Origin of the sequence: Actinoalloteichus caeruleus, from assembly GCF_049311605.1 — a bacterium.
In the GTDB taxonomy this organism is placed as follows: Bacteria; Actinomycetota; Actinomycetes; order Mycobacteriales; family Pseudonocardiaceae; genus Actinoalloteichus_B; species Actinoalloteichus_B caeruleus.
Map to the genome: position 1 here is coordinate 3310151 of NZ_CP186005.1, position 25010 is coordinate 3335160.

General features: G+C 72.8%; 21 protein-coding genes. 5 read left to right on the plus strand and 16 right to left on the minus strand.

The window, feature by feature from the left end; all coding sequences use genetic code 11:
• Window position 1 precedes the first annotated feature (1 nt).
• The 7 genes from codB to ACOJVX_RS13520 all read right to left on the minus strand — a co-directional run bounded on the left by codB (window position 2) and on the right by ACOJVX_RS13520 (window position 5889).
• On the minus strand, window positions 2–1372 hold the full coding sequence (codB, locus tag ACOJVX_RS13490) for a cytosine permease (RefSeq protein ID WP_422646795.1): 1371 nt from the start codon (window positions 1370–1372) through the stop codon (window positions 2–4).
• A 664-nt stretch (window positions 1373–2036) separates the two neighbouring features.
• On the minus strand, window positions 2037–2591 hold the full coding sequence (locus tag ACOJVX_RS13495; protein WP_418153151.1) for a hypothetical protein: 555 nt from the start codon (window positions 2589–2591) through the stop codon (window positions 2037–2039).
• Window positions 2592–3082: 491 nt separating this feature from the next.
• Window positions 3083–3388, minus strand: coding sequence for a hypothetical protein (locus tag ACOJVX_RS13500; protein ID WP_418153150.1), 306 nt, complete (start codon window positions 3386–3388; stop codon window positions 3083–3085).
• On the minus strand, window positions 3385–3714 hold the full coding sequence (locus tag ACOJVX_RS13505; RefSeq protein WP_418153149.1) for a hypothetical protein: 330 nt from the start codon (window positions 3712–3714) through the stop codon (window positions 3385–3387). The genes ACOJVX_RS13500 and ACOJVX_RS13505 overlap by 4 nt, the downstream gene beginning before the upstream one ends.
• Before the next feature lie 279 nt (window positions 3715–3993).
• Window positions 3994–4293 carry a hypothetical protein gene (locus tag ACOJVX_RS13510; RefSeq protein WP_418153148.1) on the minus strand — a complete coding sequence of 100 codons (300 nt, stop codon included), beginning with the start codon at window positions 4291–4293 and terminating at the stop codon, window positions 3994–3996.
• Window positions 4290–4658 (minus strand): hypothetical protein, encoded by a 369-nt coding sequence (locus ACOJVX_RS13515; RefSeq protein WP_016698268.1) that lies wholly within the window; start codon window positions 4656–4658, stop codon window positions 4290–4292. Before ACOJVX_RS13515 ends, ACOJVX_RS13510 begins: the two co-directional genes overlap by 4 nt.
• Window positions 4659–5226: 568 nt before the next feature.
• The gene (locus ACOJVX_RS13520) at window positions 5227–5889 is read right to left on the minus strand and encodes a TetR/AcrR family transcriptional regulator (RefSeq protein ID WP_016699727.1); all 663 of its coding nucleotides are present in this window, start codon (window positions 5887–5889) and stop codon (window positions 5227–5229) included.
• Window positions 5890–5971: 82 nt separating this feature from the next.
• Here ACOJVX_RS13520 and ACOJVX_RS13525 point away from each other — a divergent pair, with 82 nt between their 5' ends.
• Window positions 5972–6637, plus strand: a complete 666-nt coding sequence (locus ACOJVX_RS13525) for an HAD family hydrolase (RefSeq protein ID WP_157163063.1) — start codon at window positions 5972–5974, stop codon at window positions 6635–6637.
• 305 nt (window positions 6638–6942) lie between these two features.
• Here the strand turns inward: ACOJVX_RS13525 and ACOJVX_RS13530 are convergent, their stop codons facing one another.
• From ACOJVX_RS13530 to ACOJVX_RS13540, 3 genes are all read right to left on the minus strand, one after another.
• Window positions 6943–9243 (minus strand): xyloglucanase, encoded by a 2301-nt coding sequence (locus ACOJVX_RS13530; RefSeq protein ID WP_422646796.1) that lies wholly within the window; start codon window positions 9241–9243, stop codon window positions 6943–6945.
• A gap of 425 nt (window positions 9244–9668) precedes the next feature.
• Complete coding sequence (locus ACOJVX_RS13535) at window positions 9669–10697, minus strand: CobW family GTP-binding protein (protein ID WP_422646797.1); 1029 nt, start codon at window positions 10695–10697, stop codon at window positions 9669–9671.
• Between the two features lie 395 nt (window positions 10698–11092).
• Window positions 11093–12058, minus strand: coding sequence for a hypothetical protein (locus tag ACOJVX_RS13540; RefSeq protein ID WP_422646798.1), 966 nt, complete (start codon window positions 12056–12058; stop codon window positions 11093–11095).
• Window positions 12059–12441: 383 nt separating this feature from the next.
• Here ACOJVX_RS13540 and ACOJVX_RS13545 point away from each other — a divergent pair, with 383 nt between their 5' ends.
• Entirely contained in the window at window positions 12442–13329 is an 888-nt protein-coding gene (locus ACOJVX_RS13545; RefSeq protein ID WP_016701301.1) for a helix-turn-helix domain-containing protein, read from the plus strand.
• Window positions 13330–13552: 223 nt separating this feature from the next.
• On the plus strand, window positions 13553–14044 hold the full coding sequence (locus tag ACOJVX_RS13550) for a peptidylprolyl isomerase (protein WP_030228035.1): 492 nt from the start codon (window positions 13553–13555) through the stop codon (window positions 14042–14044).
• A 63-nt stretch (window positions 14045–14107) separates the two neighbouring features.
• On the opposite strand, the gene ACOJVX_RS13555 is transcribed toward ACOJVX_RS13550, so the two are convergent.
• The 6 genes from ACOJVX_RS13555 to ACOJVX_RS13580 form a co-directional block, all read right to left on the minus strand.
• Window positions 14108–15691 carry a beta-N-acetylhexosaminidase gene (locus ACOJVX_RS13555; protein WP_418153180.1) on the minus strand — a complete coding sequence of 528 codons (1584 nt, stop codon included), beginning with the start codon at window positions 15689–15691 and terminating at the stop codon, window positions 14108–14110.
• A 5-nt stretch (window positions 15692–15696) separates the two neighbouring features.
• Window positions 15697–16578 (minus strand): carbohydrate ABC transporter permease, encoded by an 882-nt coding sequence (locus ACOJVX_RS13560; protein ID WP_422646799.1) that lies wholly within the window; start codon window positions 16576–16578, stop codon window positions 15697–15699.
• Window positions 16575–17546 (minus strand): carbohydrate ABC transporter permease, encoded by a 972-nt coding sequence (locus ACOJVX_RS13565; protein ID WP_422646800.1) that lies wholly within the window; start codon window positions 17544–17546, stop codon window positions 16575–16577. The genes ACOJVX_RS13560 and ACOJVX_RS13565 overlap by 4 nt, the downstream gene beginning before the upstream one ends.
• 2 nt (window positions 17547–17548) lie before the next feature.
• Window positions 17549–18841: an extracellular solute-binding protein gene (locus ACOJVX_RS13570; RefSeq protein WP_030228041.1), complete on the minus strand. Its 1293-nt coding sequence runs from the start codon at window positions 18839–18841 to the stop codon at window positions 17549–17551.
• A gap of 241 nt (window positions 18842–19082) precedes the next feature.
• The gene (locus ACOJVX_RS13575) at window positions 19083–20282 is read right to left on the minus strand and encodes a lactonase family protein (RefSeq protein ID WP_103056694.1); all 1200 of its coding nucleotides are present in this window, start codon (window positions 20280–20282) and stop codon (window positions 19083–19085) included.
• 477 nt (window positions 20283–20759) lie between these two features.
• Window positions 20760–22376: an N-acyl-D-amino-acid deacylase family protein gene (locus tag ACOJVX_RS13580; protein WP_026418084.1), complete on the minus strand. Its 1617-nt coding sequence runs from the start codon at window positions 22374–22376 to the stop codon at window positions 20760–20762.
• 377 nt (window positions 22377–22753) lie between these two features.
• On the opposite strand from ACOJVX_RS13580, the gene ACOJVX_RS13585 reads away from it, so the two are divergent.
• Window positions 22754–22984 carry a hypothetical protein gene (locus tag ACOJVX_RS13585; RefSeq protein ID WP_155886064.1) on the plus strand — a complete coding sequence of 77 codons (231 nt, stop codon included), beginning with the start codon at window positions 22754–22756 and terminating at the stop codon, window positions 22982–22984.
• 138 nt (window positions 22985–23122) lie between these two features.
• The gene (locus tag ACOJVX_RS13590; RefSeq protein WP_418153137.1) at window positions 23123–24994 is read left to right on the plus strand and encodes a hypothetical protein; all 1872 of its coding nucleotides are present in this window, start codon (window positions 23123–23125) and stop codon (window positions 24992–24994) included.
• Window positions 24995–25010 lie beyond the last annotated feature (16 nt).

Consider the following 25010-nt stretch of genomic DNA (forward strand, 5'->3'; position numbering starts at 1 on the left):
CTCAGCTGGTGCTGGCCGGGGTGGCCCGCTCCGCCGGGGTCGGCGTCGGTGACGCGGCGTCCCTTCGGTGTCCGGGCAGGACCCGGTGCAGCAGCGGCGCCGCGACGACGGCGACCAGGATGCCCTGGAGCGGCGGCACGCCGAGTTCGTACACGTTGCTGACCGCCGCCACCAGCGTGCCGGCGAGATAGGCGCCGAGCCCACTCCACCGGACCACGGGCTCGCGTCCCCCCGCGGCGGCGGGCAGGCGACCGCGCCAGGCCAGGAAGTACTGGCCGATCACGGCGCCCCCGAGTGGGGGGATCACGATCCCCAGGACCACGAGGAAGGTCTCCAGTGCCTCGTAGACACCGGTCACGGCCAACAGGATCCCGAGCAGGACCCCGCCGATGACGAAGGGTCGTTTGTCGTTCACCCCGAAGAGTTCCGCGCCGGCGACGCCGAACGCGTAGGCGGCGTTGTCGTTCGTGGTCCAGAGGTTGGCGACCAGCAGGAGCAGGCCGAGGACGAGGAGGTCGAGCTGGATCAGGACGGCGGCGAAGTCCGGTTCGCCGTAGACGACCGCGCCGACGGCGCCGAAGAACAGCATGAGGGTCTGCGCGACGAGGAAGGCCACCAGCGCGGCGGCGAAGGCGTGCCGGGGGCGTCGCGCGAAGCGGGTCCAGTTGCCGACCTGCGTCCCTCCGCTGACGAAGGTGCCGACCATGATGGTGAGGGCGGTGGCGACGCCCAGTTCGGCGGTCGGTTCGATCGAGAGCAGTCCGTGCCAGCCGCCGGCGTCGCCGAGGGCGCGAGCGACGACCCAGAACGCCAGGACGAACATCAGGGGCACGGCGATCGCGCTGAGGATCTCCAGTCCCCGGTATCCGAAGTAGGCGGTGGTGCCCATCAGCAGCCCGGCGACCACCATGATGGGCCAGGTGCTCTCCCAGCCGAGCGCCCTGCCCGCGAGGTCGGCCAGCAGCGCGACCGTGACGCCGAACCAGCCGATCTGGGTGCCGCCGAGCAGCACCGACGCCCACTTGCCGCCGGCGAGACCGAGGGTCCGGCGGGCGAGCAGCACGGTGCTCAGGCCGGTCCTGGCGGAGATCACCCCGATGACGGCGACGTAGCAGCCGAGCAGGACGCTGGCGGTCAGGCTGAGCACCAGGAACTCCGCGAACGGGAAGGCGCCCGCGATCTGGCCCCCCGCGAGCATCGTGGGTGCGAAGAACGTGAAGCTGACCAGCATCAGCAGCAGCGACCCCAGGCTTCGGCGGGCGGACATCGGCACCGGGGCGAGCGGGTAGTCGGGGTCCACCACCGGCTGACTACCCTGGGCCACCCCCTGATCACCCTTGTTGCCCAACGTCCGCAGTGCCCGTGGCGACATGGCCCCCCCTTTCACTACTTTCCGTCACAGGTTGACGAGCAAGGGACGGTAGGAAGTGGGTGTTTCACGCGGCTCCGTGCCGCGTTACGGGGAGATGACGAAGCCGGGGTGTGAGCAACCGCACCGCTTGCTCGGGCGCCCGAACCAGGCTCGGGTCCTGGTGGGCTCGGGTGGGGTCCGGCGAACGAGTCGCGGTGGAGCCGCCGGCTGCGGGACCTCGGTCCTCGTCCGGGTGGCGGAAGGTCCCGCGCGGTGGAAGGCCTCCCCCATCGCCGGCCGGCGGCACGGGCGATCCGGCTCTCCGTGTGGCGGTCGCCAGCGGGTCGCCCGCCTGTCGCGCGGTGTCGGCCCGCCCCCGCCTTCCGCCCGATCACGAGGTTCCGGGGTGCGCGGTGCGCGGTTCCGACCACCGGCCTCGCCTGGGGCGTCACCGCCTCGGACGGCGGGTCGGGACGATGCGCCCGGTCTGTTCGGCTCACCTCGCTGGTGCGCGGCGTGACTCCGAGCGGCCGAGGTGGTCGCCCGCGCAGGTGAGTGGGGCCGCGGCGGACCGTCGCGACCGGCGTGCGCCACCTCCCCCGCCGGCACGCCAGGGGAGGTGGCTTCGGCGTCCGCCAGGCACACCCGGGCTGGCGGCCCGGCGCGGGGTCGCAGCGCGGGCCTCCTACCCGACCAGTTCGAAGTGACCGAGTCGCGCGGACCACCGGTAGCGGTCGACCCAGGTGGTCTCGGTCGACCAGTCGGTCATCGTGACGACGACGTCACCGTCCTCGACGGCGAAGTCGGTGGGCCGGAGCATCCAGTGCGGTCCGTCGGCAACGGTGCCCAGTAGGCTCGGCCGCCCCTCCTCGTCCACCGTGACGGCGACCAACGACCCGGAGTACTCGGAGTTCCGGGGGCCGCAGTCGATCATGAGGAGGGCGTCCTCCACGCCGTCGGCGGTGACGTCGGCGAACGCGACCTCGTGTCCCGGCGCGAAGCGGTAGACGTGGCCGGGGGTCTCGGCCGTGCCCCCGGTGAAGGAGACCGGCGCCGCCGGACAGGCGCCGATGGCGGGCAACGGGACGACCGCGTCCCGCCAGGCGATGTCGCGGACTCCGCCGGCCGGTTCGGCGGCCTGCGCCGCGAGGGTTGGACCCGCCACCGCCGCGGTGACCGCCAGGGACAGCGCCGCCGCCCATCGAGGGAACGTTCCCCCGTGCCGCCTGCTCGGTCTCATGTGCGCTCCCGTTCCTCGTGGACGTCCTGGGGCCGCCGCCGACGTACACCGCCGGCACCGGCAGTGGGAGGACGGAACGGCCCCGGGGCCGGGTTGCCTCCCGGCGAGCACCGCCCGCGGAGTGCGCGCGTCCTGGCGCGCGGGGTCAGGTTGACGGTGCCTGCCCGACCCGTTCCTGGGGCGAGACGGACTCACGACCACGGCACCAGCCCCGGGCGCGGAACGGTTCGGGTCGCGACGCCGGCGTCCACCACGGCGGCACCAGCAGGTGCTTCCCCACCAGGCCGGCTCCGGCACCAGGGAACCGCGCCCGGCGGGCGCAGCGCCCGCTCCCGTCCACCCCCCTCGCTCCTCGGAGGTCCCCGGGTGGACCAGCGCTGCCCGGTCGTCCCGCCCGCTTCGTCCTCGCGGACGAGGGGCTGCTGGCCGGGGAGGGGACGGCCCAGCCCGTTGACCCGTCCCACGTCCGACCGGGACGTCGGCGTCGCCCCCTACGGCGCCGCCTCGACGTGGACCGCCAGCACCCGACCGGTGGCGGTGTCCACGTGCGGCACTCCGGGTTCCTCCGGTAGTGGGGTGTCGAGGTAGAGGCTGCGCAGTCGCGCCGTGTCCCGGCCCAGCTCCCGCGCCCTGTCCACTGCCTCCCGCTCGGCCTCCTCCCGGGTGATGCGCCTGGCGCCCTCGAGCACGACGACGTGGTGCGGGTGGACGACGCGGTTGTCCGAGGGGTCGTAGAGCGCCACCACGTGGGTGAGCGCGACGGCGGGTGCGTCCCCGGCGACGGCGAACTCGGTCATCTCGCCTCCCGGAGGGTGATGATCGGCCAGTGGAACACGTTCGCCAGGGCCCGCGCGTGGGCGTTCCTGACCAACGCGGCGAGGTGGATGGTGGTGACCGCGTCCCTCGCGACCATGTTCCTCCCCTCGGAGGCGGGGTATTCCTCGGATGCTCCGGTGCCGTCGGGATTGATGCGGTCGATGTGCGTGATGACCATGTTCGCGTGAGAGGTGATGTCCGGCTGGTAGGTGATCCACCTCGACATGGAGATCTCGACGATGGTGTTCCTGGGTGGCTGTTCGACGTGGAGCGTCACTCCCAGTTCCGTGTTGGAAGTGCTCGTCATGCTCCAGGTACGAGCGAGCATCCCGTCCATGGGCACCTGTCCCTTCCGCGTCGGCTACGCGTTCGTGGGTTCGGGCACTCCGAGGTGGGTTCCGCGTTCGCACGCCGTTCGTTCTCCGAGGCCGTGCGGCGCTCCCGGAGTTCGAAGTGGGTTGGTGGCGGGTTGGCGGCGCCGTGCGCCCGGTCAGGACCTGCGGGGTGCGGCCGGACGTCGGCCTCTCCAGTCCGGGGGTGGTCGCTCCTCGCGCGGCGCGACCCGGCGATCCGGGGCGCGTCGCCGTCATCGCTGCGCGTCGGGCCAGATCGCGACGAGTCGGCCGCCGGCGCCCACGTGCAGCACACCGGGCTCGTCGGGGAGGGGCGTGTCGAGGTGGAGGCCGGTCAGGCGTTCGGGATCGTGGCCCAGCAGCCGTGCCTGGTCCACCGCATGCCGCTCGGCGTCCTCCCTGCTGACGGTTTCGCCGCCTTCGAGCACCACCACCTGGTGGAGGTGGACGACGCGGTTGTCCGAGGGGTCGTAGAGCACGACCAGGTGGGTGGCCGTGGCCCGGGGTCCCGTTCCGCCGCCTCCGAACCTCATGCTCGCTCCTCGGCGGGGACGACGACGGGCCAGAAGAACAGGTTGACCAGTCCCCGAACGTACGCGTTGCTGACCTGGGCCGTGACGACGACGCTGGTGACGTTCTCGCGCACGATGACGTTCGGGCCCGAGTCCACGTCGAATTCGTCCAGGTCCGTGGTGCCATCGGGGTTGACGATTCGCACCGCGGTGATCGCCAGGTTCGCGCGCGACGAGATGTCGGCGCGATAAGTGACCCATCGCGCCATGCAGAGCTCGATGATGGTGTTCTTCCGGGGTTGTGTGATGAGGAGCGACGATGTCACGACCTTGTCGGAGTCACTCGTCGCGGACCTGGGTTCGACGTGCATGCCATCCACGATCATTGCTCCTCTCGGCAATGAGTGGAGAATCGTTCCGCGCCACGACTCTAGGTCGGTGGTCCGAGGGGCGCAGGGCGGCTGACCGCGTTGGGTGAGGGGTGCGTCGTGCTCGGAACGCGCCCCGTTCCCGGCGAGACCGGGCCGGGGCGGGCGGGGTGCCCACCCCGGCGTCCGGGTGGCGTCGGTGCGCTGGAGCGCTGTGGCACGGCAGGTCGGGCGGCTTGGGCTCCGCGCGACCCGTCGGAGCACTCGGGTGGGGTTGCGCCGTCGGGGCCGTTCGTCCGCCGAGCGTGTCCGGCACCGCTCGCCGCCACTGAGCCGGGCGGCGGTCCGCGCCGCGCGCGGCCCCCGCCCGCGGTCACCGCCGGTGGCCGTCCTGCCGACCGTCCCGGGGGTGGGCCTCCGTGCCAGCCGCTCGGTTCCACGCGGCCGCCGACTGGCTCCCCCTGCTCGCCGACCTCGGGCGGCCCGCCGGTGGGAGGGCGGAACGGCCCGGGAGGTGGCGGGTCCCGGGGCGGAGCCCGCGTTCCGCGGCGAACGGCCGTCTCGCGCGCCGCGGGCTTCCAGCTGGTCAGCGCGGGGCCGGTGGTCGTGTTGGTCCTCGCCGCGCGGCCGTGGTGGTGGACGGTGTTCGGGCGAGCAGCCGCGAGTAGGCGTCCACGTTGTCCTCCACCGTGTGCTCGAGGAGCTCGCGCAGATCCGGGTCGTCATCCTCGGGGCGGGTCGCGGTCGCGGCGAGCGCGCTGGTGAGCAGTCCGTTGGCCAGGAACCGGGCAGCGTCGCCAGGGCCGAGACCCGCGTCGTCGCGGAGCGACCGGTGCAGGCTCGACAGCGTCTCCCGCGCGAGGCGCGCGAGGTCTGGGTCGGTTCCGGAGGAGATCAGCCGGAGGAGGACGAGCAATGCGGCCGGTTTCTCCGCGATGGCCCGGAGGTAGGCCCGACCGAGGACCTGACGGGTGCGCGCCGATGCCGGGTTCGCGGTCGGCCCGGAATCGGGGGTGGGCCGGAGCGCGGCGCGGACGTGGTCGAGGCTGGCGGCGACGACGTGCTGGAACAACGCCTTCTTCGTCCCGAACAGGCGAACGATGTACCCCTGGCTCACCCCGGCGAGGCGAGCGACGGTGTCGGTGCTCGTGCCCTCGTAACCGTGGTTCGCGAAGGCCTCCTGGGCCGCGGTGATGACCAGTTCGCGGCGCCGGGCCGCCGGCAGCCGACGCGGCGTGGGTGCGGGCACGCCACGGAGGTTATCAACCGATTCCTTCCGGGGTGGGCCGCGGCGTACGATGAGGAATCACGTGATTACCGAAGGATGGTCGATGTCTCCCCCACCACCCGCTCGCGACCAGGTGGCCGTCTACGACCTCGACGGCGTCGTCACCCGGCGGGACTCCTTCACCGCGCTGCTCGTCGACCGCCTACGTGCGTCACCACCCCGACTGATCAGGGCGTTTCCGTCCCTGCTGCGCCTGACGCTCCACCCGGGCGACGCGCAGCGTCGGAGCCGCGCCGCGCGCCGGGTCACGGAGGTCGCGCTCAGCGGGCTGTCCACTCCCGAATACCAGCAGCTCGCGGACGAGGTGGGCGCGCGCATCGGGGGCGACCCGGCGTGGCTCCGCGCGGAGGTGGTCGACCGCATCAGGCGCGAGCACGGAGCGGGAACCCGGGTCGTGGTGGCCACCGCCAGCGAACACCGCCTGGCGACCGCGTTGCTGCGGGCCGCCGACATCCCGTTCGACCTGCTCTCCGCCTCACGGCTCACCGGGGGACCCACCGGGCAGCGGGTCGCGGACCACCGTGTCGGCGCCCGCAAGGCCGAGGCCCTGCGGGAGTGCGGGGTTCCGCTCGACGAGGCCGTGTTCACCACCGACTCGTACACCGACCTGCCCACCGCTCGCCTGGCGGCACGGGTGGTGCTGGTCGGGGCGACCCGCCGCACCCGGGAACGCTACGCGGCGGCCGGCATCGACGTCCGGGCGCGGTGACCCGGCACCACCCCGGGGCCGCCGGTGCTGCCTGACGGACCACTGCCGTCAGCGCCGTCCACGTCCTGAGGGGACGCCGGGTGGCGGGTGGTCCGCGTTCCCGCCGTCACCGTGGGACACCCCTACCGGGCGGCTGGAGCTCCGGACTCGCTCATGCCACCGAGCGTCAGCCGCCGACGAGGGCAGGGGACGCCGCCCGGACCTGGGTCCGCCGCGGGTGCGGGGACCCGGTCCGCGTGATCCTGGGTAGCCGGTCCGTCCCCTCGCGGGTGGCCGCCGGCGGGACAGGTCCGACCCGGTGCGGCTCAGCCGGTGGGGTCCCCGTAGATGATGCCCCGACCGTTGGTGGCGATGTAGACACGACCGTGGACACGGGGGTCGCCGGTGATCGCCGCACCCGTCCACGCCCACTGGTGGTCGTCGTCGTTGATCCGGAGCCAGGTCCCTCCCGCGTCGTCGGACCGGTAGATGCCACGAACTCCGTTGACCTTCGCGCTGGAGTAGAGCGCGGGGTACGCCTCCCCCGGCGCGGCCCGGCCGAAGCCGATGTTGTCGGCCTCCTCGACTCCGGCGACGCGGCTGAAGCTGGAGCCCTGGTTGGTGGAGCGCCACAGGCCGTAGTGCCCCGGTGCTCCCCCGGCGAGCCACAGGTCCCCCGCCCGCCCCGGCACGGCCTTGAACCGGACGTCTCCGCTGCTGGGCAGACCGCTGGCACTGGTGGCGGTGAAGCTCGCTCCCCCGTCGACGCTGACGTAGAAGGTGCCGCCGCTGAAGCCGTAGAAGACGGCGGGATTGACCCGGTCGGCTTCCACGGTGGCCCCGGCGGGGATACCCCTCGCCGGTTGCCAGCTGCCGCCGTAGCTGGTCGAGACGTGCACGCCCGTTCCCTCCGGGCTCCACACGATGCTGCTGGCGTTCGCGGCCACCGCCACCGTGCCGCCGCCGGTGACGCCGGCCGGTCGCTGGCCCTGCCACCAGGTCTGCCCGTTGTTGGTGGAGATCCCGATGTGGGAGGACGCCGAGTCCTCGACGTCGCCCACCCTGACGACGACGGAGGGGTTGAGCTCGGCGAAGTCCAGGCTGCGTACCGCGCTCATGAAGGGGGTGGTGTGCATCATGGCGGGGACCTGGTCCAGATCGGTGTGCCGGAAACCGCCGATGTCGAGCATCCCGCTGAGCAGGGGAGCTCCACCAGGGGGGCTGATGAGGTCGAGGACGGCCGTCTCCTCCAGCCCGAAGACCATCGGGCGGATACCGACACGGCCCCCGACGTCCCACGCCGTCAGGTTGTCCGTGCCGTAGATGGTGGCCCCGGTCCCGTACATCATGCGGTCCGAGTCGAACGGGTCGATCTCCAGCGCCTCGGTCATCCAGCCCAGCTTCGGGGAGACCTCCGGTGGTACCGGGTTGTCCTGGCCGAAGGACAACCAGGGCGCGGAGGAGGTGTCCAGGGAGTAGCGCGGGGTGCGGGTGGGGTAGTCGGCCCACTCCCAGATCGGGCTCCAGGTGCCTCCCCCATCGGTGGTCCGCCAGATCTGGGTGTCGGGCCACCACGAGCTGTAGGCGGTGACCATGAGCGTCTCCGGGTTGCGCCGGTCGATGGTCAACCCGCTGTAGCCGAAGTAGTTGTCGTCGGAGTCGGAGGGCACCGGGCTGATCCGGGTCCAGTGCCCGCTCGTGGTGTCGAACTTCCAGACGTCGCCAGCCGCACCGTCGTAGGGCCCTCCGGTGTCGGAGGTCGCGAGGTAGAGGTAGCCGTGCTCGCTGTCGAGCACTCCCTTGTGGGGCAGGAACCCGGTGGGCTGTCCCGGTAGTCGCTGCCAGGTCGTACCGCCGTCGGTCGAGCGGTAGACGTTGTTGTTCTTGTCCGCGACGCCGACGTAGATGTGCTGGGTGCGGCTCCCCGGGGTGCCGGTGCCCTCGTCGAAGGTCACCCAGACGACGCCCTGGTTGTCGCTGAGGTACCCGCTCGGGTCATCCGGGTCCTGCGCGTAGTCGCCCGCGTTCGGGAAACTGGCGACCTTCGACCAGCTGACGCCCTGGTCGGTACTGCGCCACAACCCGTTCCCGCTGGGCGTCCCCAGGTACAGGACCCGGTTGTCGTTCGGGTCGATCGCCAGGCGTTCGCCCATCCCCCGCCCCGGCATGTTCCCACCGAGTTTGAAGGGCAGTTCGGTGACCTGCCAGCTCTCGCCCCGGTCGGCCGAGCGGAGGATGGCACCGTTGTTGGGGTCCCAGTCGTTGGTGTAAGTCCCGGCGGCGAGGTAGACGCGGTCCGGGTCGACGGGATCGGTGGCCAGGCTCGCCACGCCCGTCCAGCCCCAGTCGTCCCACCCCACCCAGTCCAGCAGGGGCGTCCAGCGCTGGGTGGACTCGTTCCACCGGTAGGCACCGCCGATGTCGGTGCGCGCGTAGATCAGGTCGGGCTCGGTCTGGTTGAAGATGATGCCGGGGACGAAGCCGCCCCCACCGATCTCGACGTTGCGCCACGAGTAGGACGCCCGGGGCGTCGCCTCGGCCCGGGGTGCCGTGTCGGTGCCGGAGGGCACCACCAGGGTGCTGGCCACCATCCCGACCACCAACGCACCCGCCAGGTGTCTTCGCATGTGCTGTCCTTCCGGGGACACCGGCCCCGCGCACGCGCGGCGGCACCGGAGTGCGCGTGGGGACGCGCTGGCCCGGCGACGGCGGCGGAACAGCGGAGCCAAGAACAAGGAAACAAACGGGGACGATTCAGCGTCGGGAAAGGTTCACACACACGGAAACGAAATGTCAACCATTCTCCCGAAATCCGGACGCCACCGTTTCCCAGCACCGGCGATCGAATTCACCTGGCTCTCGAATACCCGTCGGAGGCGGAGTTCGACGGCCCGTCGACCAGCACCGGGATACCCCTGGACGGGTATTCCGAAAATCCCCCGTCCGTCGCATTCCGGTGGCCTGCTCGCCACGTCGGTCCGCGTTTCCGCGTTCCCGTCAACGTCGTGTTCGACAGCGGCGTGCCGAACACCGTCGAACCGGCGGGCCGGCCTCAGTGCTGGGTGTGGCGCAGCACGCAGAGCATGCTCTCCGGGGGGAGCGCGTGCGGGGCGGGCTCCTCGCAGGCCCGCAGGCGCGCTCGGATGTCCTCCGGGTCCACGCCACTGCCAATCAGGACCAGGGTGCTGGTCCTGCCCTCACCTCGGCGCCACCGGGTGGGTTCGAACCGGAGGAAGCTGCCCACCGCGTGCACGGTGTACCGCTCTCGGTGGCCGGGGACGCCGAAGTGGACGAATCCCTTGATGCGGTAGAGCCCGGTGGGGCGTGCGTCCAGGAAGTCCATCAACCGACGGGGGTGCAGGGCCTGGTCGGTCACGAAGTCCACGGCCTCGTAGTGCTCGTGGAGGTGGTCGTGGTCGTGCCTGGTCGCGGCCAGGAGTTCGTCGAAGGACAGTTGCCGTGGCACCGAGTCGGACTGGGCGGGGAGGCGGCGGTCGAACAGGAGGCCGGGGTCGAGCCGACCGCGAGTGGTGGCCACCACGGGCACCTCCTCGACGATGTCCCGGAGAACGGCGGTCAGCCGGTGCCGGTCGTCAGCCGCCAGCCGGTCGACCTTGTTGAGGACCACCAGGTCGGCCACTCTGAGCTGGGCGTCCACCTCGGGGTGCCGCTCGCGGGTCCGCTCGAACTCGACGGCGTCGACGATCTCCACCAGGCCGCCGTAGGTGATCGCGTCGTTGTCGCTGGCCAGGAGGAGCCTGATCAGGTCGCGCGGTTCGGCGAGCCCACTCGCCTCGACGACGATGACGTCCAGTCGCCTCGATGGGCGGGCGAGCCGGCCGAGGAGGTCGTCGAGACCGCTGGCGTCGACCGCGCAGCAGAGACAGCCGTTGGAGAGCGACACCGTGGAGTCCACGTGCCCGGCCACGCTCATGGCGTCGATGTTGACGCTGCCGAAGTCGTTGACGACCACGCCGATCCGGAGCCCGTCGGCGTTGCCCAGCAGGTGGTTGAGCAGGGTGGTCTTCCCCGCTCCGAGGTGTCCGGCGAGGATCACCACCGGAATGCGAGCGCTGCCCATCGTGCCTCTCCCCGGGTGGCGCCGGATGTGCCTGTGGGCGGCCGATCGTAGCGGCGCCGCCGGACCCGCCACCGGCCGGGGTGGGGCGGTGACGAGCACCTCGCACGGGGCTCACGCGAGCGGCCGCCGTGAGCGGCCCGAGGCCCGGCGGCGTGCGCGCCCGCACCGGTTCCCTCCCCGGTCCCGCGTCCGGCAGGCCAGCCGCGGCGGTGTCCCGTCCTGGTCCTGGGTGTCTCAGCCGCCCGCGACCGGTCGAGGCATCGCGCGGTTCCGGGTGTTCCCCGCGGCCGGCAGCCGCACCAGCTCGTGGTGTGGACCCACGCCGTGGGGTGTTCGGCGTGCGCCCGGTGGTCCGGGGAGCGGGGAAATGGGCCCGAGGTCCCCGTGGCAGCCCCTCACCGCCCCGCACCGGCCGGGGCGTACTCGTCGGTCAGGGCGTCCGCCAGCGCGCTGACCAGGGGGCTGACCTGGTCGGCGAGCGTCCAGGACGCGGACCAGGTGGGGTCGAGTTCGAGGAAGTACCACTGCCCGCCGGGCGTCACAGCCCAGTCACTGGCCGCGCAGGTCAGACCCAGGGTGTCGACCATCTCCACGACGGCGGCGGCGACGTCGCCGGGGACCGTGACCGGTCGGTACGGGAGGTGGTGCGCTGGTCGGTGCCAGTCGTGCCGCCCACCGAAGCCGGGTTCGTGGTCCACCGCCACCCCGAACGCGCGTCGGCCGACGACGGTGATCCGGACGGACCGCGCGGCGGGCACGGCTGCCTGGAACAGGTGGGTGCGCGTCCGCCCGCCGGCGCCGTCCGCGCTGGCTCCGGGCAGTCCGCACGGGGCGCACCCCGGGGCCGCCGGGGCGTCGGGAACGGATCGGTAGACCACTCCGCTCCCGGCGCGCAGGGAGCAGAAGGCCGCCGCGGTGCCAGGGTCGCTCGTGATCAGCGTCTCGGGAACCCGCAGGCCGCACCGCGTCGCGGCGGCCAGCTGCCGGGGCAGCTGGTCGGCCTCCGCGACGCGCCGTGGATGGTTGCACCAGCGAATTCCCGTGTCGCGGGGGAGGAAGGTCTGCCCGTGCTCCGGGCACGTCCCGGTCACCCTCGCCGACCACCGGGGCAGACGCCGCCAGTCGCGGTGGCCCGGCCGGGGAGCCGGCCACCACACCGAACGCACCTCGGCGAGCGGCCGGGGCTGGGGTGAGGTCGGCTCGGCGAGGGAGCAGCCATCGCCACCGGGTACGGACGGCGTTCCGGTGAGCATCGCCCGGGCGTCAACCGGGAACACGCTGACCTGTCGGCGCAGGAGTTCCACCACCACCGGATCGGCGGTCGGATCGACGCCTCCCGTCACCACCACCAGGATCTGCATGTCGCTCCGCTCCCGTCACCTGGGCCACCGCGCCCCGGTGCGGCGGCCCGAACCCGGGTCGTGGGCGGCGCCGCCGGTCCGCACGGCCCGCCACCACCGTGAGGTGAACGGTGGACGGTGCCCGTCGCCTCCAATGTCGTGTACCGGACCCGGTATAGCGGAATCGGAAAGTTGAGGACCTGAAGTTCAGGTTTTGTCGTCCGAAGGTGTCATACTTCGCGCCTTCTCACCGAAAGCGTCGTCGGCGCGGGAAAGGGGCGGCAACGCTGGAGGGGGTGGGGTCGCGCTGGTGTGGACCTGGCACGAAACCCCGCTCGGCCCAATCCCACCCCCTGAACGGGTGGTTGCCGGGAGGCGCGGGGGGCGCCCTAAGGTCAATCGCTATGAGCACCGCTCAGGGAGGGCTGGGCCCTCGCCTCCGCCAGCTCCGGGAGCGTTCCGGCATCAGTGCGCGGCGGCTGGCGGAACTGGTGGGGATGAGCCCCTCCACGGTCTGCCGCGTCGAGACCGCGAAGCGGCTCCCGACCGAGACCGAGGTCGCCTCCATCCTGGCGGCGTTGGGTGTCGCGGGTGAGACCCGCGCGGAACTCGTGGCGGAGGCCCGGAGGGCGCGGTACCCGAACTGGTGGGAGACGGCGCACCCGGCACTGCCGGCCGGGGTGTCGGCCCTCCTCGAGTTGGAGGGCCGGGCGACCCGCATCGTCGACGTCTCGGTGCTGGTGGTGCCCGCGCTGCTGCGCACCCCCGAGTACGCCAGGACCCTCGTCGGATTGGACGGCCTGGACCGGGAGGCGGTCGAGGCCCGGGTGGCGGTGCTCGTGGGACGCCAGGCGATCCTGTCGGGTGAATCGGTCACGCTGACGGCGTTCGTGGACGAGCAGGTGTTGCGCCGTCCGGTCGGCGGGCCGGCGGCGATGGCTCGACAACTGCGGCATCTCGCCCGGATGGCGACGAGGCCGAACGTCGTGGTCCGGGTCATCCCGGTGGATGTCGGGGCGCACCCGGCGCTCAGGGGTCCGAGCCTGGTCCTGGAGTTCGCCCGCGGCGGCCCGGTGGTGCACCTCGAGCACTGCCTCTCCGATGCCTTCCTCACCGACCCGGCCCAGGTCCGACCCCACGTCGAGGCATTGCCCGCGCTGGACGCGGTGGCGCTCTCCCCCGACGCGTCCCGGGAACTGGTCCTGGGGCACGCCGACGAGATGGAACAGCAGCACTGCGAGCGGGGACTGGACTGGCTGGCGCACCTGACCCCCCGGGCGCCGGACGGCTGAGGGCACTCCCGGTCGGGTCGTGGGAGTGGCCGAGGTCGGGTCGCCGGTGTCCGCGCCCCGCCGTCCGGGCGGCGCACGCGCGGTCGGCCGCCGCACCACGAGCCCCGGGGGAAGGGGCCTGGAACACGGCGTCCTCCCCCGTGCGCTGGACGATCGTCGATGGTCCAACCCGACCGCGCACCGCGTACGAACGGTCGAACCGCCGGCACATACGATCGTCGGCATGACGACGACTGTCACCCTCTCCACCTCGCACGGCAACATCGTTCTGGAGCTCGACGAGCAGCGCGCCCCCATCACCGTCAAGAACTTCGTGGCGTACGCCCAGGCCGGCCACTACGACGGCACGGTCTTCCACCGGGTGATCCCCGGTTTCATGATCCAGGGTGGCGGTTTCGAGCCCGGCCTCAAGCAGAAGAAGACCAACGACCCGATCAAGAACGAGGCCGACAACGGCCTGAAGAACGTGCGGTACAGCGTCGCCATGGCCCGGACGTCGGTCGTCGACTCCGCGACCGCGCAGTTCTTCATCAACCTGAGCGACAACGACTTCCTGAACCACGGCAGCCGTGACTTCGGCTACGCCGTGTTCGGCAAGGTCATCGAGGGCCAGGACGTGGTGGACCAGATCGCGGCGGTGCCGACGGGCAACGCCGGCGGCCACCAGAACGTGCCCACCTCCGACGTGGTGATCACCACGGCCTCCGTCGCCTGAGCCGGTCGCCCCACCGGCGCCCACGCCCGCCCGGTCGGGACCGTGGGCGCCGGTCGTTCCGGCTCAGCGCGGCCGACCGGCGACGCCAGGCCGGGTCTGCCAGGGACGCGGCCCGGTGAGTGGCCGGTACTCCACCCCCAGGGCGTCGAGCCGGGGCAGGTGGTGCGCGGCGAGCCGCCGTTCGAACCCGTCGGGTTCGCGGGCCTCACGGGGGCTCCACACGACCTCGGCGAAGGCCGCGAGCCGGGGGAAGGCGGCGTAGTCGACCCGGCGCGGCGAGTCGAGGTGCTCGCTCCACAGTTGGGCCTGTGCTCCGAGCACCCGCGCGGCCACCGCGTCCGGCGTCCCCGGTGGAACCGGTTCGTAGCGGTAGACGTCGGCCAGGGTCCGCAGGAAGCCGACCGGGACGGGCTCGTCGGGGTGGTCGGACTGGCGGTGGTCGAGGTAGACGTGCTGTTCGGGGCAGAGCAGGACGTCATGCCCGGCCGCCGCCGCCCGGTGGCCCGTCTCGACGCCCCGCCAGCACCCGATCACCGCCTCGGCGGGCAGGTCGGGGCCGTCCAGGATCTCGTCCCAACCGAGTGCCCGCCGTCCCCGGTCGTGCAGGTGGTCCACCATCCGCCGTACGAACCACCCGTGCAGGTCGGCCGGCCGGGCGAGCCCGAGTTCCGCCGCCCTGCGCCGGGCCAGCGGGCTGTAGTCCCACTGCTCGGTGGGCACCTCGTCCCCGCCCAGGCACACCACGGGAGAGGGGAACACCTCCATCACGTGGTCGAAGACGTCCCGGAAGAACGCGACCGTGTGGTCGGAGGCGTTGAGGATGTTGGAATTGACCCCCCACGACGGCCACACGTCCAGCAGGCGGCTCTGTTCGTTGCCCAGTTCGGGGTAGGCCGCGATCGCGGCCTGGCTGTGGCCCGGCACGTCGACCTCGGGGACCACCATGACGTGCTGTTCGGCCGCGTAGGCGACGATCTCCCGGAGGTCGGTGGTGGTGTAGTGACCGCCGTGCGGCCGGTCGTCGAAGGCGTCCGGGGTGCCGCGTCCCACCATGGAGCGCCGCCGCCACCCACCCACCTCGGTCAGCCGGGGGTAGCGCGGAACCTCCAACCGCCACCCCTGGTCGTCGGTCAGGTGCAGGTGCAGGACGTTGAGCTTGTGCGCGGCCGCCAGGTCGACGAACCGGAGCACCTCCCTGGTGGGCAGGAAATGCCGGGCCACGTCGAGCAGACATCCCCGCCACCCGAAGCGGGGCCGGTCCACGATCCGGCCGCAGGGCAGCGACCAGTGGCGGGGACCGGTGGGCGCGGCGCGGAAGGCGGCGGGCCCGAGCAGCTGCCGCAGGGTCTGCGCCGCGTGGTGGGCGCCGGCGGGGTCGGTGGCCGCGACGGTCACGAGCCGTTCGGTGAGTTCGATCCGGTAGCCGGCGGGCCCGGGAACCGTCCGGTCGAGGGTGAACCGGATCGAGCCGCCGTTCCCGGTGGAGTTCAGCGGCAACCCGGTGGCCGCGCCGAGTCGGCGCCGCAACCACCGCACGGTGTCGGCGGTGGCGCGGTCCCCCACCAGGGCGGTGGAGGTGTCGAGGGTGAACCGGCCGGGTGTCGGTACCGCCGACACCGGACGCGGCAGCAGACCGTCGAAGGACAACGTGATCACCCCTTCACGGCGCCGGCGAGCCCCGACACCAGATGGCGTTGCACGAGGACGAAGAAGACCAGGACGGGAATGGTGAGCAGCGTCGAACCCGCCATGATCGCTCCCCAGTCGTTGCCCTCCGGGGAGAAGAACACCAGGATGGCCATCGGCAGGGTCTGGTTCTCCGTGGCGGAGATGATGAAGGTCCTGGCGAAGAGGAAGTCGTTCCAGGCGTGGATGAACGACAGGACGCTCATCGCGACGAGGCCGGGTGCGACCAGCGGGAAGAGCACCTGCCACGTGAAGCGGAACCGGCTGGCCCCGTCGAGGGTGGCCGCTTCCTCCAGTTCCCTCGGCACCGCGGCGACGAATCCCCGCAACATCCAGATCGCGAACGGCAGGCTGAACGCCAGGTGCACCAGCACGAGCGAGCCGAGGTGGTTCAGGCCCAGCTGCGGTGCCACGCCCCCGACCGAGCGCATGAGGAAGAACAGCGGGATCGTCAGCGCCTCGACCGGCACCATCTGGGCCACCAGCAGCATCACGGCGAGCACGGTGCGGCCCCGGAAACGGAACCGGGTGAGGGCGACGGCGGCCAGGAACGACAGGAACAGCGAGAGCACCACGACGGCCAGGGCGACGACCACACTGTTCAGGAGGTACCCGCCCAGGCCCTCGACCTGGAGGACCCGGCGGAAGTTGTCCCAGGTGGGTGCGGTGGTCCACAGGCGGGGTGCGCTGCTCTGGATCTCCCCCGGGTGTTTGACCGCCGACAACACCATCCAGTACAGGGGGAAGGCGACGACGAGGGCGATGAGCAGGGTGAGGACCTCGGCCAGGGTCCGCCCCGGACGGGCGAGGAGACGTCTCCGGCGGTGCCCGGGGGCCGCGGTGCTCATGACTCCTCCGTCCCCCGCTGGGCCCGCAGGTAGCCCAGGGTGATCAGTAGCAGGATGCCGGTCATGACCACGCCGATCGCGGCGCCCAGACCGTAGTTGGACGCGGCGAACGCCTCCTGGTAGGCGTAGACGTTGAGCACCAGGTTGCGACCGGCGACCCCGCCGCCGTTGGTCATCACGTAGATCTGGGTGAAGACCTTGAAGTCCCAGATGATCGACTGGATGGTGGCCACCACCAGCAGGCCGCGCAGCATGGGGATGATGACACCGCGCAGGATCCGCCAGGGACTGGCGCCGTCCAGCGCGGCCGCCTCGAGGACGTCGGCCGGGATGGACCGGATCCCGGCGTAGACGGTGATCATGACGAACGGGAACGAACACCAGACGACCTGCGCGGCGACGAGCCCGAAGGCCACGTAGCGGTCGTAGGTCCAGGAGAAGTTCTCCATGCCCGCGAGGCCGCTCCCCGCGAGCACCTCGTTCACCAGGCCGAAGTCCTGGTCGAACAGGAAGAGCCACACCGTGGACCCCGCGACGGCCGGCGTCGCCCATGCGCCGAGGGCGGCGAGGAACAGCGCCATCCTGGGGACGACCCGGACCCGGCTGGCGAGCACGGCGAGCCCGATACCGACGGCGAGGCTGCCCACCACGCACACGGCGGCGAAGACGCAGGTCTGGACGAGGACGGTCCAGAAGCGGGGCTCCCCGAGCAGCCGCGCGTAGTTGTCCAGGCCCACGAAGTCCAGCGGTGCTCCCCCGCTGGCCTGGGCCTGCCCGTAGTCGAACAGCGAGATGACCCCGAGTTGGTACAGGGGGTAGGCCAGCATCGCGGCGAGCACGAGCCCGGCGGGGGCCAGGTAGAGCAGGGCGATCCTGAGGTCGGAGGACCGGCGCCGGCGGCGTCGTGGTGCGCCACCGCCTGGGGGACGGGCGTCGCCGGGAGCGGTGGTCGTGGCCGGGACCCGCATGGTCAGCTCCCGAAGGCGACGTTCATGGCGTCGGCGGCGTCGGCCGTCGCGCTGTCCACGGACTCCCCGGTGGCCACGCGCTGCACCATGGTCGGCAGCACCGCCTGCGCGTCGATGCGCGCCCAGGCCGGGGTGGGGGGCACGAAACGGGTTCCGGCGCGCAGGGTCTCCACGAACGGTCGCACGGCGGGGTCCTCGTCGGCGAGGTCACGTTGCAGGTCGGCGAAGGTGGGCAGGTTCCCCATGGCGGCGTACATCTCCCGCTGGTACTCCTTGCCGCCGAGGAGCTGGACGAACTCGCGGGCGAGGGTGGACCGGCGGGAGGAGCCGAGCACCCCGAGGAGGTTGCCGCCGGCGAACGCCGGCGCGATGGTGCCCGGTTCGGTGCCCGGCAGGGGGACGACCGCGTACCGACCGGCCGCCTCGCCTGCGTCGACCGCGGCGCGGTTGAAGTCACCGCCGATGGTCATCGCCGCGGCACCGGAGGCGAAGACCTGCACGCTCTGGGTTCCCGTGAGCATGGCGCACTGCTCGGGCGGGCAGATGTCGGGCGCGAGGAGGGAGGAGAACAGGTCCACGCCCGCCCGGGATTCGGGGCTGTCCACGGTGGCCCGCCACGTCCCGTCCCGCTGTTCGGCGAGGCCCCCGCCGACGGCCCAGAGGAACGGCATCAGGGCGTAGTGGTAGTTGCCGCCCACCGCGATCCCGTACAGCTCGGGGCGGGCCGCCCTGATCCTCCTGGCGGTGTCGCGCAGCTCGGTGAGGGTGCGGGGCGGTGCCAGGCCGAGCTCGTCGAAGACGTCCGTCCGGTAGTACAGGGCCCGCGCCCCCGTGTACCAGGGCAGGCCGTAGACCCGGCCGTCGACGGTGGCCGTGTCCAGCACGGAGGGGAGGAGGTCCTGCGCCTCCGGCCACGTGGCCAACGCCTCGGTGAGGTCGGCGAACCCGTTCGCCTCGACGTAGGCGGCGAGATCGGTGTTGCCGAACTCGGCGACGTCCGGGGCGCTGGCGGGGTCGTTGAAGGCGCCCGTGAAGCGCTCGGACCTGGCGTCGACCTGGAGGTAGCTGACGTCGACCTCGACATCCTCGTACTGCGCTTCGAACTCGGCCACCGCGCGGTTCACCACCTCTTCCTTGGGGCCGCGGTCGGCCTCGTCGAACAGCCAGACCCGCAGGGTGCCGGTGAGGTCGTCCTCCTCCGCGAGGCCGCTGGTGACCTGGGGTGGCCCGCAGGCGGCGAGTGCCAGCACCAGCAGGGACAGCGTGGCGGCCGGGGCGGGTGTTCTCCGTGGCATGGGTCCTCCGTCGGAGTCGACTCGGTGGTGCGCTGGGTGCCGGGGTGGGCTCCGTTCTCCATCCGTGGGCCCCCCGGTGCTCCGGTGACGCGGACGGACGCGGGACGCCTCGCGCGGGTGCGGGTGGACGGGCCTCGCCGGGAGCGGGGCCGGGGGCGGTGGGCTGGGACGGCCACGACCCGTGGACCCGTTACTGGGCCGCGCGCTCCGGGTTCGTGGGCTCGGCCGCGTGTGGGCGGGGTCAGGGGTGGAAGGCGAGGAAGCAGACTCCGGGGACGGCCAGCGCTGGCGTGCCGTGGGTCAACAACCCGGTCCTGGCGTCCCGGGTGAGCCTGGTGACGGTCCCCGAGTCCTGGTTGGCCACGTAGAGGGCGCGCTCGCCCGGGTCGAGGGCGAAGTGCCGTGGCCAGGCTCCGCCGGTGGGGGTGTTGCCGAGCAGTGCCAGCGACTCGTGCGAGGGGGCATGGCGCCCGGGGGTGTCGTGGGTGGAGGTGGCGAACACCGCGATGTCGTCGTCTCCCCGGTTGGAGGCGTAGACGAACCGCCCGTCCTCGGACACCGCGATCTCGGCCGGGAAGTTGTCGCCCGACGCGGTGGGGTGCCGGGTGCTGGTCGTCCCCCCAGGGGTGATGCGTCCGGTGGTGGCGTCCCACCCGAGCACGGTGACCGTCGAGTCCAGTTCGCCGAGCAGGTAGGCGCGTCGCCCGTCGGGGTGGAAGGCCAGGTGACGGGGCCCGGTCCCCGGCGGCAGGTCGCACCGCTGGTGCGCGCGCAGTCGCCCCGCCCGGGCGTCGAGGGTGTAGACGAACACGGCGTCGGCGCCGAGGTCGACCGCGAGTACCCAGCGGCCGCTGGGGTCCGGGAGGATCTGGTGGGCGTGCGGGTCTCGGGTTCCGCCGGGGTGGCGGACGAGGTGGGTGGCCGGGCGGAGCCGCCCGTCGGCTCCCAGCGGGTGCACCACCACGGAGCCGTCGGTGTAGTTGGCGGTCAGCAGGAACCGGCCGTCCGAGGTCACGCTGAGGTGGGTGGGTCCCGCGCCGTGGGTGGGTTCGGAGTTCAGCACGGTGGGCCGGTGTGGGTTGGCCAGGCTCAGGGCGGTGACCCGGCCCTCGGGGACGAGTTCGTTGGTGGCGTAGAGGAAACGCCCGCTCGGGGAGAAGGCCAGGAACGAGGGGTCGGGGACCCCGCCGACGGTGGAACTCCGCGCCAGCTCACCGGTTCCCTGGTCGTACCCGGCGATCTCCAGGTCGCCGCCGGGCGGGTGGGTCCAGGAGAATCCTCCCAGGTAGACCGGGGTCAGCGTCGGGTCGGCACCGGTGCCCGCCGGGGCGGACGCTCCCGCTGCCGCTCCCGCCGCGCCGTGGTGGATGGGCAGGAGGGCCGCGCCGACCGCGGCACTCGTCGTCAGCAGGAACCGTCGTCGGTTGGTTTCGGCGGACATCGTGCGCCCCTCCCTGGTCGTCGCGCCGGGTGTGAGCGGTACGCGGATCGGACCGTGGTCATGGGTCGGGTGGTGGACGGCCTGGTGTCACCTCGCCGGGCGGCGGTCGCCGCCTCGGGTCCACCCAGTCTGCACGGGCACCGAGGATGTGGTATAGACCATTTCGGCGCAATCGACCGGACATCTTGTCGGACTGGGCCGTTCGGTGTCGGCGGGCCCGCCTCCTCCTGGTGGAGCGCCGGGGTGGGCCTGGTGCTCCGCCGTCGCGCCGTCCCCGACGCCCGCCCGTGACGACGCCCGCTCGGGTACGGGGTGGTGGGTTCCCTGCCACGTTCCCCGCGCTCTGGCGCCCGTCCCTCGTGGCGGCGCACCCCGCGCCCGTCCGCCCGCACCCGACGGTCCCCCACCCGACGGGTCTCCCACCCCCGGGGGGTCGGCTCGGACACGGCACCCGTGCCGGCAGGGCATCGGGGCGGTTCAGCTGCCCCCGCGCGCGACCACGAGAGCACCCTCGCGCCGCAGGGCGCGGCCGGGGAGCGCGTCGGTGCGCCGGCCGTCCGCGATGACCGGGACCCCGTTGACCAGCACCCAGGGGATTCCCACGGCCGGCGTGCGGGGTTGGGCGAACGTCGCCGCGTCGAGCACGGTGCGGGGGTCGAAGAGCACGAGGTCCGCGGCGTTCCCCCGCCGGATGCGGCCCCGGTCGCGCAGTCCGATCCGGTCGGCGGCGCGGCCGGTCATGCGGGCCACGCACTCCGCCAGCCCGAGCACCCCCCATTCCCGGACGTAGCGGCCCAGCAGGCGGGGGAACGTGCCCCAGGCGCGCGGATGGGGTCTCGCGCCCACGAGGATGCCGTCGCTGCCCACCGTGTGCCTCGGGTGGCGCATGATCTCCCGGACGTTGTCCTCGTGCCCGACGTGCATCAGGCAGGTCGTGCCCAGTCGGTCGGCGAGCAGGACGTCCAGGTACAGCTCGCCGGCGGGGCGACCGAGCCCGCGCGCCGAGGCCGCGACGGTGTGCCCCACCAGGTGACCGTGGGCGGCGGTGTCGGCGACGCCGTTGATCTCGATGGTGTCCCAGTCGACCGGGACGCCGTGGCAGCCGTCGGACCCCTCGACCTCCAGCGCGTGGAGGACGGCGGCACGCCGCTCGACGTCACGGAGGAGGTGCGGGATGGCGTGCACGCCGCCGGCCGCGGCCCAGCTGGGGAGCAGGGCGTGCAGGGAGGTGCTGCCGGCCCGGTACGGGTAGGTGTCGAGGCTGACGTCGAGGCCCGAGGCGAGGGCCCGGTCGACCAGGGCCAGGAGTTCCCCCGCGCGGCCCCGGTTGACCTCGAAGTTCATCGTCGCGTGGGTCAGGTGCACGGCGCACCCGGCCCGTGCTCCGATGTCGACCACCTCCGCGTAGGCCTCCAGTGCCCCGGCACCGTAACCGCGGTGGTGGGGGGCGTAGTAGCCGCCGTGGCCGGTGACGACCTCGCAGAGCGCGACCAGTTCGTCGGTGCTGGCGAACATGCCGGGCGGGTAGGTGAGCCCGGAGGACATCCCGACGGCGCCCTCGCTCAGCGCGGTGTCGAGCAGCCGCCGCATGTCGTGGATCTCGGCGGGGCTGGCGGGCCGGTCGTCGTGGCCCACGCACAGCATCCGCAACGTGCCCTGCGGGACCAGGTAGGCGACGTTGGTGGCGACACCGCGGTCGAGGCGGTCCAGGTACTCACCCACCGACCGCCAGGTCCAGGCGAAACCGGCCGGATCACCGTTCCACCCGGCGAGCTGGACCCGCAGCGCGTCCAGGGCCTCGGCGTCCACCGGGGCGTAGGACAGGCCGTCCTGCCCGAGGACCTCCAGGGTCACGCCCTGCGACACCTTGGCCAGGTGGTCGGGCTCGGCGAGGACGCGCAGGTCGGAGTGGGAGTGCATGTCGATGAAGCCCGGGGCCAGGACCAGACCGTCGACGTCGAGCTGGCGGCATGCGGTCAGCCGGCCCGGTGGTCCGATGTCGACGATGCGGCCGTCGCGGACGAGCACGTCCGCACGCGTGCCCGGTGCTCCCGTTCCGTCGAGGACCAGCGCGCCCCTGATGGCCAGTTCCATACGTGTCCCGGTCCTTCCCGTTCCCCGGTGCCCGCACCGGGTGGTCGTACCGGGGCGGGCGGCCGACCACCGGTCGCCGTGGCCGACGCCGAGGTGCCCCACTCCGTCCAGGGTGATCGCCCGCCGCGACGCGACCCACACCGTGGGTAGCAGTCACCGGCCGATCTGGTCAACGGCGTCCCACCACGACCGGCACGCCGGCGGGGCCGCCGGCGTGCCGGGTTCCAGCGGAACGGGGTGAGACGCACGTGAGACTCCACGGGGCGCCGGGACTCCTAACGTCAGGGATGTCAGGGCACCAACGACCTGGTCCGGTGCCACCCACGCGGCCCTGACGGTGGGAACCGCCGGCCCGGGAGCGACACGAGGGGGTTTCCATGATTCGTCGACTGCGTACCGCGGTGGTCGCCGGCGTGCTGGCGCTGGGAGGAATGCTGGCGGTGCAGGCGCCCGCGATGGCCTCGGCCGCGCCGGCCACGGCGGGCACGAAGGTCGTCCTGGTGGACGAGGCGGAGGCGGACATGGTGGCGCAGAGCTGCCGGTACGCCGGGTACTTCATCTACTCCGACGGTCGGGTGGTGCACGTCTACGTGTGCGAGGCGGCCTGATCGCCCGGCGGGTCCGGTTCGCCCGGGCCCGCCGCTGCCTCCCTTCGTGTGATCGCGACCCGTTCCGCCCTCGGATCCGGGCCTCAGCGGCTACATCAGAGCTGAGCGGCGCACCCGCGCTCGGGAGGGAGGCGCGACGTGGACTGGGGGGACGGGGAGGGGACGCGGCCGACCGCGGGGCAGTCCCGTGCGCTCGCGGCGGTGTCCGGGGCGCTCGCGCACGCCGGGCCCGGGCACGTCGTCGCGCTCGTCGGCCCGCTGGGGGTGGGCAAGAGCACGCTGCTGGCGTTCCTCGCACGGGGCGAGCCGGTCATCGAGGCACGACGGGCCGGGGCGCGGGTCGGTGTCCGACGCGCGCTGGGCTCGGCCCGGCCCGTCGTGTACGTCGACGGTGATGAGGGACCCGGCCTCGCCCGAACCGTCCGGGAGGAACTGGACCGCGCCGGCTCCGACGCGCCACGGGTGGTGGTCACCAGCCGTCGCCCCCTGGTGCCGGCGCGGTCCCCCGCCGGGCCGCTGACCTCCGTGCCGGTCCCACCCTGGAACGACGAGGAGATCCGGTCCCACGCCAGGGCTCTCGGCCTGGAAACCGGGGTGGACCTGGTGGCCGGCCTCGCCGGGGGGATCCCACTGGTGGCCGCCTGCCTGGCTCGGGCGCTGCTGTCCGGTGTCCCCGCGGAGGCACCGGGGGCGGTGGCCGACCGGGCGCTGCGGGAGCTGTCGCGGCGGCTGGCACGGGAGCGGGCGGCCTCCCGGGCTCGGGACGTCCTCGACTCGCTGGCCGTGGTGGGTCACGGGGACGAGGAACTGCTCGGCGAACTCGTCGAGGGCCCGCGGGGGCAGGGCTGGTTCTCCGCGCTGGCCGACCTGAGCCTGGTCACCACCACCACCTCGGGGCTGGCGGTGGCGGAACCGTTCCGGACGCTGTTGGACCTGAGCTACCGGTGGCGCCGCCCTGTCGCCCACCAGGTGGCGCTGACCAGGGCCGCCGCCCGCAACCGCCGGCTGTTGGACTCGGCTCGGGGCGGGGCGCGGCGTCCGCTGACCGAACACGCCCTGTTCCTCACCGGTCATCCGCTGCTGCGCGAGACCCTGTTCCCGCCGGGAGCAGAGGGGTTCGGGGTGCGGCGCGCCACACCCCGGGACCACGACCGGATCGGCGAGCTGGTGCGCCAGTGGGCCGCCCGACGCGGGGTGGCGACCGCGCGGTGCGAGCGCCTGCTCGACGGCTGGTTGACCAGTACGGCGGACGGTTTCCACCTGGTGTGCGGGCCCGACGACCGCCCCTTGGGCATGACCTACACGCCGCGGATCACCGACGAGGCGCTCGGTGTCATCGAACCCCTGACCCAGCAGCACACCACTCGGATGCTCGGCGGAGGAGTCTTCACCGGCATGGCGGTCTGCGAACACCCCGGGGCGCACGCCGCCCTGCTCCGCCACATCGTCGCCGAGGGCATCAGCGGCGGACGGCTGGTGATCTCGACCCCGTCACCGCAGTACCAGGATCTGGTCCAGGCGTTCGGGTTCGACTACTGGGGAGACACCCGCCACGACCCCTACGACTGCGGCCGCGCCTCCAGGCTCTACCACGAACGCTTCACCTGGGAGGGAATACCAGCCTGGCTCGACAAGGTGGCCGCCCTGACCTCACCCCGACAGGACGAGCCCGACCGCCGCTGGTGGACCCGGGCGGTACGCCAGGCACTGGAACACCTTCGCGACGACACCGGACTGGCGCGGAACCCCCTGCTCGCGGTGACCCTCGACCCGACTCCCCAGGGACTCCGGTCCCAGCTCGTCTCCTCGATCCGGGACCTCGCCGAGCACGAGGACCCGGTGCTCTCCCAGTGCGGCCGGATCCTGCGGGCCTATTACCTGCGGGGCCACCAGGAACACCACGCGGTGGCCCGCCAACTGCACCTGAGCCGGGCCACCTACTTCCGACGCCTGGACCGAGGGCTGGCCTGGCTCACCCAACACCTGCTCAGCCGCGACGAACCGGAGTGACCCGCCCCGACCACGC